Source organism: Flavobacterium cyanobacteriorum, assembly GCF_002251835.1.
GTDB lineage: Bacteria > Bacteroidota > Bacteroidia > Flavobacteriales > Flavobacteriaceae > Flavobacterium > Flavobacterium cyanobacteriorum.
The window spans coordinates 22,178-30,375 of record NZ_NOXV01000264.1 but is presented as its reverse complement, the minus strand read 5'-3'; the positions used below and the strand labels follow the sequence as shown (position 1 = coordinate 30,375).

The following is an 8,198-nucleotide window of genomic DNA, read 5'->3' as shown; positions in this document are numbered from 1 at the left end:
TAAAAACTAACCATTCTTTTTTTTATTGTTTAGGACGCTATTGAAATGCAATATAACTTTTAAAATATGTAACTTTGCGCCACTATGATGATTAGGAAGTACATAGCCACAATTATATCGGTACTTATATTGGTTTCCAATATAGGGCTGGCACTTAATGTACATTACTGCATGGGCAGTGTTTCATCAGTTTCCCTTGCCTATAAGGTTGATGAGCCTGAAAACGGGCACCACGGGCACAAGCATGATAAGGCAGGTAAAATGGCCTGCTGCAAGACTTCAGATAAAGGCCATAAAAGCTGTTGTGAGAATGATTTTGTAAAACTCCAGGATAAAAACGAAGGTAAGGTCATTGTAAAATCACTACAGTTTGACCTTGATGCATTCTGCCGAATGGCAGAGTGGAAACCTGTTCCGTTTTATCAACAGCCGCCTGCCATACAACAGCAGGTTACATCCTTTTATTGCGAGGCAAATGCGCCACCGCTCTTTAAGTTATATTGCCGCTATATATTTTACGCATAAGCATAATGTTTTTATAAACGCTCCCTTACCATAAGGGGCAGTAGTATCATTAACATTATGACTTTATTTTATGCGAATATTATTTTTATTATTTCTCTTCCTGGCCGGCTTATATGTACAGGCTCAGGAAACCCTAAGCGGCCAGGTGCTCGATGAGCAAAAACAACCGCTTCCCGGTGCGGGCCTTAGCTGGCTTGGCACAACAATATCAACTGCTACAGATGTGGAAGGTAATTTTACACTTCCTTATTCCGGTGAATATAAAAAACTTGTGGTAAGTTTTATCGGCTATACCACTGATACCTTAACCGTTGCATCGCCTGAAAAAATTATCCATGTAATGAGGCCCTCTTCTTCCAACCAGCTAAAAGAAGTAGTGGTTGATAAAACCCGTAAAAGCCTTGAGCGCTCCTACGTAAAAACGGCTAACGTATCAACCATGAGCAATAAAGAGCTGCTTAAGGCAGCCTGCTGTAATATTGCCGAAAGTTTTGAAACCAATCCTTCCATTGATGTTAACTTTTCTGATGCCCTTACCGGCAGCAGGCAGATAAAAATGCTTGGCCTTACAAGTCCTTACCTCCTCATCGCGGAAGAAAACATTCCTTCGGTCCGGGGGGCGTCACAGGCTTACGGGCTGTCATTTGTGCCTGGCACCTGGGTGGAAAGCATACAGATAACAAAAGGTGCGGGGCCTGTTATAAACGGATACGAAAGTATATCGGGACAGATAAACTATGAGTTGCTTAAGCCTGTAAACGATATCCCTTTTTTCCTGAACGTATATGGCTCAACCGACAGCCGTTTTGAAGCCAATGCACACGTGAACAGGAAATTTTCTGATAAGTGGAGCTCAACGCTATTTTTACACACCAATGCGAGGATTGCGAAAAATGACATGAATGATGATGGTTTTCTTGACAATCCGCTGGGGCAGCAGATAAATGTGCTGAACCGCTGGCAGTATACAGATGCTGAAAAAGGCCTGGTGAGTTTCCTTAACGTACGCTATATGCGCGATGAGAAGCAGACAGGCGAACTTGATTTTAATCCTGACACGGATAAATTTACAACCAATAACTGGGGTTCGGAAATAAATACAGATAAATTTGATGCCTCGGCTAAACTGGGTTATGTATGGCCTGATATGCCTTTCCAGAGCATAGGGCTTCAAACAGCATATAACTGGCACAGGCAGGAATCATATTTCGGCTTTAATCAATATAACATTGACCAGAAAAGTATTTATTCAAACCTTATATTCAGTTCTATCATAAATAATACGCTGAATAAATTTTCAACCGGTCTTAACTTCAGCTACGATAATTATGATGAGTTTGTAAACGCGCCTGAAAACGGTGTGATGCTTCCGCGTGATTACAGCAGGACTGATAATTCGGCGGGTGCCTTTTTTGAATATACTTATGACAATACAGATAATTTCAGTATTGTGGCGGGTGCCCGTTTTGATGTACACAACCGTCTTGGCGCTTTCTTTACCCCAAGGCTCCACCTCCGCTATAATCCATGGAACAAAGCAGTACTGCGGGCCTCTGCAGGAAGGGGTAAAAGGGCTGCCAATATTTTTGCAGAAAACCAGTCGCTTTTTGGAAGTTCACGCTCGCTTAATATCGCCGGAAGCGGCGGGAAACTTTATGGCCTTGATCCTGAAATTGCATGGAACTACGGGGTGAGTTTTATGCAGGGCTTCAGCCTTTTCAATAAAAATGCCGAATTTATAGTTGATTTTTACAGGACAGACTTCCAAAACCAGGTAGTAGTTGATTTGTTTGCAAGCCCGCAGCAGGCTAACTTTTTTAACCTTAACGGCGATTCGTATGCCAATAGCCTGCAAGTGGAACTGAACTATGAGATAACAAGGCACTTTACTATTCGTACGGCTTATAAATACTATGATATAAAAACGCAATACAGTACAGGCATGGAAGAAAGGCCTTTGCAGGCAAAACATCGTTTTTTCAGCAATATAGCCTATGAGACCCACGTTAAAGAGGGAGGCAGGCAATGGAAGTTTGACTTCACTTATAACTGGATGGGCAGGCAGCGGCTCCCTTATACGGGCAGTAACCCTGAACAGTACCAGCTTGGTGAATATTCACCTTCGTTTTCATTAATGAATGCTCAGGTTACACGGACATTTTCAGGTGTATTTGAGATGTATGCAGGTGTGGAAAATTTAGGTAATTACAAGCAGGATAAGGCTATACTAGGTAATGATGACCCGTTCGGCCCATATTTTGACAGTAGTATTATATATGCACCTGTTTTTGGGCAAATGTATTACGCAGGATTACGTTTTAAAATAAAATAATGTAATATATTTAATAAAAAATTAATAAGAGTGAAATATGAAAAAAATGCTTCTTATAATGCTGGTGGCCCTGGTGGGCATATCAGCATACGCACAGGAGAAAAAAAATAAAAATGCCAAACATGAAATTGAAGTATATGGCAATTGTGATATGTGCAAAAAGCGTATTGAAAAAGCAGCTTATGGCGTATCGGGGGTAAAGTCGGCAATATGGCATCAGGAACATAAAGACCTGCACCTGATTTTAGATGAAAACAAGTGTACAGTGGACGATGTAAAGCAGGCTGTCGCCAAAGCCGGGCACGACACAAAAGATGTAAAGGCAAAAGATGAAGATTATGCTAAACTTCATTCCTGCTGCCAGTATACCAGGGAGTAAAACTTATTTTTCGGAGTTTACATCTGTTGGAGCAGGTTGCCGGGTATGGCTGTTGTAGTATCACTGTAGCGTTAATGTCCTGACTTCGCTGATGTAGACTCCTTCGGGATTTATTCCTTCAATAAGCAGTTTTAGTGTTGTTGACGGGCTAAAAGGATAATTTACTTTAAAATTACCGCCTGTATCTGTTACAATACGGCCGTCCCAGTGTATAGTGCCGAAATCTGCAAAACCCTTATCACTATAGGAAGAGTAGTTAGGGCGCTTAAACTTTTTGTAACTGCTAAAACCATCTGTTACATATATAAGTTTCTGCTCATTCTTCTTTTGCTGATAGAGTTCTTTTTTCATGTAGATTTTGATTATGCCACTCCTCGCATCGATGGATGGAACCGGCGCGTTAGCGTTAAGGTAAATCTCTTCTACATCTGAGGTTTGTACATAGAGCAGGTCATCAAGTGTAGTAAGTTGCATTCCATTGTAAAATACCAGTGGCGTGCTGCGCTGCCCACTAAGTGATATTATCGCCCTGCCGCTATAAATAGTCACTCTACCATTATTTTTCTGCACTTCAAAGCCTTGGAAATTAATAAAGTCTAATATGTAAAAAAAGCTCGACGCATCCTGTTCCGTGATTTTAAAGCCCCTCAACTGTGCATTGCCGCTTTTTCTTTTGTATTTAAGTTCCGACTGGTCCTTGTCGATTTTTACCTCATCAAGTTCAATTACATCTTCAAAAGTCCTGGGCAGATCTGTAGCTACGCCTTCATTATTTATATAGCGGCATTCCTGTTTTTGAGGTTTGAACATTTTATTAAACGTACGTTTATTATTATAAAATGTTGGCTCAATTATGATATCTTCGGGGCGTTTACCATTTACAAGTAGTTTAAAGCTTACCACAGATGAGTCTGTAGCGATGAGGTGATCCACTATAAGTTCATTGGAATCATTAATTTCAAGCGCCTTACTAATATAGTCATCTGTGGAAATAAAACGTATCCGTGCATTTTTTTTATCTTTTATGGGTGTTTTAATTGCCGCTTTCATGCCGATTCCTATATCGAATTTATAAGTATCTGTTGGAGGGTTTTTTACAATATCATACCACCGGTTTTTACTTTTTTGGCAGAGCATAAAAATATCGAGTTCATACATTTTTGCTTTGCTATTATCGTCAAACAGGTTTCTGCTGATTACAGGCCGGGATTGTAGGTACGGGTTTATAAAAAAATCCCTTGCCATATCAGTACCCCCGGTAAGTGCATTAGTATTCTGGGGAAGTACCGAGATGCTCATGTCTACCAGTGTAGCGCCTGCGGTTCCGGTAAGTTCTACAAGGTCACTATTGATTTTTTTTCCGGATATTGTTACGATAGGTTTTTTATCGCGTTGCTTAAAAATAAGACGTTCTGCCAGTTGTTCCATAGTCTCATCTATAACGCGTATGGTATTTACCCCTTCCAAAAGCTGATCATTTGCAACTGCAAGCTCCTGCGCGGCAAGAGCCGGGTTGAGATTATAAATTAAAGCCTTTTCGTCCTGATGGATTACAAGGAATAGTTTTTTACCAGCCTGTTTTTGTATGGCTGATTGGCTGAGTTTTGTTTTAATTATTGTTTTTCCTGAAATACCATAATTATTTACCTCCAGTGATGCGCCCATAACTTGCGCCTGTGGAAGTACCTGCTCGTAAGTGCTGCCATTTAGGGTCACTACTGCTTTTATCCCTTCGGTATTTCCGGCAAGGTCAAAACGGCCGTAACCAAGTTTTGTAAGAGGAACTTTTTTTAGTACTTCACCTTTTGGGTCTACAATATCCAGTGAGGCCACATTAGGGACACTACCGCCACAGCCCGTGATTTTGACACCTATTATATTAGTTGCATCTTTAATAATAGTGCCACCTTCGGGGTAGAAGCTTATGTTTACTGCCCCGGGATCTGGCGTTCCTGCAAAAGGATTACCTTCAGAAGGGTTTACTATTATAACTTCGTAAACAGATGATTCGTCTTCCGAGAAATTGTTCATCCAGTTAGTATAGAATTGCAGGTAATATTTGCCAGATTTATATTTGGGGTTTAGTTGAAAATTGCCAGCAAAGCTGCCTTTATTGCAGTAAAACAAATGTTTCGCTATTATATTGCCGTCACTGTCCAGAAGGGCACCGTATACGTTGGTAGTGCTTAGGAAAGGCTTGCCTGTTTTGCGTTGCAATACATAGCCTTTAAACCATATATCTTCGTTGTTTACGAATATATCTTTGTTCAAGTGAACGTGAATTACCTCTTTTTGCAGAAAAAAATACTGGTTTAACAGGCTGGCAATTTTGGCAGGCCCCTGTTCCTGCTCCTGGCTATGGGACATCATAAAACAAAGTAGCATTGTGATGCCGTAAAAAATCCGAATGAATTTACTCATAAGAAAAACTTATTGGCGCTAAAATAAATATTTATAAGTTATTTCAAAGCTTTGGGGGAAGTCAAAAATATACTTTTTTTGTTGATAATGGTTAAGTTTTTGTTACGTAATTGGAGCCCTGTGTACTGCCGGAGTCCTTCTTTATGGTTTTATAAGGGTATTGAGAACAGCCTGAAGGTAGTTTTTCCGGAAAATTGTAATCAAGGGAGAACCGGGCGTATGGTTTTTAGCCCTGATGGGAGCGGCATCCTCCCCGCCGCCCGCTTTTGCGGTGGGGAGATATAGCGCACAGCAGGACAACTCATCCTGAAAGAACGGGAGTTCCTGCTCCTAAAAAATAGAGGCGTATGCCACAAATACCCGGGTAAAGATATGGCTGATATGAAGTATCCCGGGGTTATAAAATAAAACCGCCTCGGTGTGAGGCGGCTTCTTTTAAAGTATTGCTGATTGCTGATAATTACATCATTCCTGGCATTCCGCCGCCCATTGGCATCCCGCCGCCGCCGGCATTTTCTTCCTTGATGTCAATCAGTGCACATTCGGTAGTAAGTATCATTCCGGCCACTGAGGCAGCATTTTCAAGGGCTACACGGGTTACCTTTTTAGGGTCGATGATACCGGCTGCAAGCATGTCAACGTACTCATCTGTTTTGGCATTATAACCAAAGTCGCCTTTTCCTTCCGCTACTTTAGCAACTACTACTGAACCTTCAAGGCCTGCGTTTTCAACAATGGTCCTTAGCGGAGATTCAACAGCACGTGATACTATTTGTATACCGGTAGCCTCATCTGCATTTTCAGCTTTTATATCGGCTAATACCGCTTTGGCCCTTAACAGCGCCACGCCACCACCGGCTACAATACCTTCTTCAACTGCAGCCCTTGTAGCATGCAGGGCATCGTCTACACGGTCTTTCTTCTCTTTCATTTCCACTTCCGATGCTGCACCCACATAGAGTACGGCTACGCCGCCGGCCAGCTTGGCAAGGCGCTCCTGGAGTTTTTCCCTGTCATAATCAGATGTGGTAGATTCAATCTGTGCCTTGATCTGGTTTACGCGGTTTTTAATGTTATCCGCATCGCCGGCACCGTTAACAATAGTAGTATTATCCTTGTCGATAGTTACCTTTTCGCAGGTACCAAGCATATCAAGAGTTGCGTTTTCAAGTGTATAACCCCTTTCCTCAGCGATTACGGTACCGCCTGTAAGGATGGCAATATCTTCAAGTAGCGCTTTTCTTCTGTCGCCAAAGCCAGGGGCTTTAACGGCTGCAATTTTCAGCGCGCCGCGAAGCTTGTTCACAACAAGGGTGGCAAGGGCTTCACCGTCAACATCTTCCGCGATTATAAGCAGCGGTTTGCCCGATTGTGCCACAGGCTCCAGTACAGGAAGCAGCTCTTTCATGGAAGATACTTTTTTATCGTATAGCAAAATGTAAGGCCTGTCAAGTTCAGCCTCCATTTTTTCTGAATTTGTTACAAAGTAAGGAGAAAGGTAACCCCTGTCAAACTGCATACCTTCTACAACGTCAACATAAGTGTCGGTACCTTTTGCTTCTTCAACAGTAATAACACCTTCTTTGCCTACTTTGCCGAATGCAGTAGCAATAAGCTCGCCAATGGTTTCATCGTTATTGGCAGAGATTGAAGCTACCTGCTTTATTTTTTCAGTAGCGCTTCCTACTTCTTTTGATTGTTTGGCAAGGTCGGCCACTATAGCCTCAACTGCTTTGTCTATGCCACGCTTAAGGTCCATAGGGTTAGCGCCGGCGGCTACGTTTTTAAGGCCTTCTTTTACAATAGCCTGTGCCAGTACGGTTGCTGTAGTAGTTCCGTCACCGGCAAGGTCATTGGTTTTAGAGGCAACCTCTTTAACCATCTGCGCACCCATGTTTTCCAGTGTGTCGGTAAGTTCTACTTCTTTAGCTACTGATACACCGTCTTTAGTTACGGTAGGGCCGCCAAATGATTTGCTGATGATAACATTACGGCCTTTTGGGCCAAGGGTTACTTTTACTGCATTAGCAAGTGCATCAACACCACGCTTTAAACCGTCGCGTGCTTCGATATCAAATTTTATTTCTTTTGCCATTGGTTTGTAAATTATGTTTTAAATATTAAACGCTTTATATAATTGCAAAAATTTCTTCTTCCCTCATTATCAGGTAATCCTTACCTTCAAATTTTAATTCTGTACCTGCATATTTTCCGTACAAAACAGTATCGCCTACCTTAACGGTCATGTCGTGGTCTTTTTTGCCGTTACCTACGGCTACTACAATACCTTTTTGCGGTTTTTCTTTAGCAGTGTCAGGAATGATAATTCCGGAAGCTGTTTGTGTTTCTGCTGCGACCGGCTCAATAAGAACACGGTCTGAAAGTGGTTTAACGTTTAAAGCCATATGTATTAAATTTTTTGTTATTAAAGTTAACGCTTCTGTTTTCTCAGAAACTGTGCCAATGCTTAAAACTGACAAATTTTACAAAACAAAAATGCCAGCATGTCAGTGCCGGCATTGGTTATAGTTTGGTAGTACT

Annotated in this window: 6 protein-coding genes; 3 read left to right on the top strand and 3 right to left on the bottom strand. The window is 41.7% G+C overall.

Annotated features, from left to right (window positions below):
* The first annotated feature begins 84 nt into the window (after window positions 1-84).
* From CHU92_RS09150 to CHU92_RS09140, 3 genes are all read left to right on the top strand, one after another.
* Window positions 85-525 (top strand): HYC_CC_PP family protein, encoded by a 441-nt coding sequence (locus CHU92_RS09150; protein WP_094414827.1) that lies wholly within the window; start codon window positions 85-87, stop codon window positions 523-525.
* Between the two features lie 70 nt (window positions 526-595).
* The gene (locus CHU92_RS09145; RefSeq protein WP_094414826.1) at window positions 596-2,857 is read left to right on the top strand and encodes a TonB-dependent receptor; all 2,262 of its coding nucleotides are present in this window, start codon (window positions 596-598) and stop codon (window positions 2,855-2,857) included.
* 37 nt (window positions 2,858-2,894) lie between these two features.
* Entirely contained in the window at window positions 2,895-3,236 is a 342-nt protein-coding gene (locus CHU92_RS09140) for a heavy-metal-associated domain-containing protein (protein ID WP_094414824.1), read from the top strand.
* 60 nt (window positions 3,237-3,296) lie between these two features.
* Here the strand turns inward: CHU92_RS09140 and CHU92_RS09135 are convergent, their stop codons facing one another.
* From CHU92_RS09135 to CHU92_RS09125, 3 genes are all read right to left on the bottom strand, one after another.
* Window positions 3,297-5,657 (bottom strand): hypothetical protein, encoded by a 2,361-nt coding sequence (locus tag CHU92_RS09135; RefSeq protein WP_129583045.1) that lies wholly within the window; start codon window positions 5,655-5,657, stop codon window positions 3,297-3,299.
* A gap of 460 nt (window positions 5,658-6,117) precedes the next feature.
* The gene (gene groL / locus CHU92_RS09130; protein WP_094414820.1) at window positions 6,118-7,752 is read right to left on the bottom strand and encodes a chaperonin GroEL; all 1,635 of its coding nucleotides are present in this window, start codon (window positions 7,750-7,752) and stop codon (window positions 6,118-6,120) included.
* 34 nt (window positions 7,753-7,786) lie between these two features.
* The gene (locus tag CHU92_RS09125) at window positions 7,787-8,062 is read right to left on the bottom strand and encodes a co-chaperone GroES (protein WP_094414829.1); all 276 of its coding nucleotides are present in this window, start codon (window positions 8,060-8,062) and stop codon (window positions 7,787-7,789) included.
* Window positions 8,063-8,198: the final 136 nt, after the last annotated feature.

Bases quoted from the DNA above. Each gene is read 5' to 3' on its own strand.
- CHU92_RS09150 (WP_094414827.1), top strand. From the start codon at position 85: ATGATGATTAGGAAGTACATAGCCACAATTATATCGGTACTTATATTG.
- CHU92_RS09145 (WP_094414826.1), top strand. From the start codon at position 596: ATGCGAATATTATTTTTATTATTTCTCTTCCTGGCCGGCTTATATGTA.
- CHU92_RS09140 (WP_094414824.1), top strand. From the start codon at position 2,895: ATGAAAAAAATGCTTCTTATAATGCTGGTGGCCCTGGTGGGCATATCA.
- CHU92_RS09135 (WP_129583045.1), bottom strand. From the start codon at position 5,657: ATGAGTAAATTCATTCGGATTTTTTACGGCATCACAATGCTACTTTGT.
- groL (WP_094414820.1), bottom strand. From the start codon at position 7,752: ATGGCAAAAGAAATAAAATTTGATATCGAAGCACGCGACGGTTTAAAG.
- CHU92_RS09125 (WP_094414829.1), bottom strand. From the start codon at position 8,062: ATGGCTTTAAACGTTAAACCACTTTCAGACCGTGTTCTTATTGAGCCG.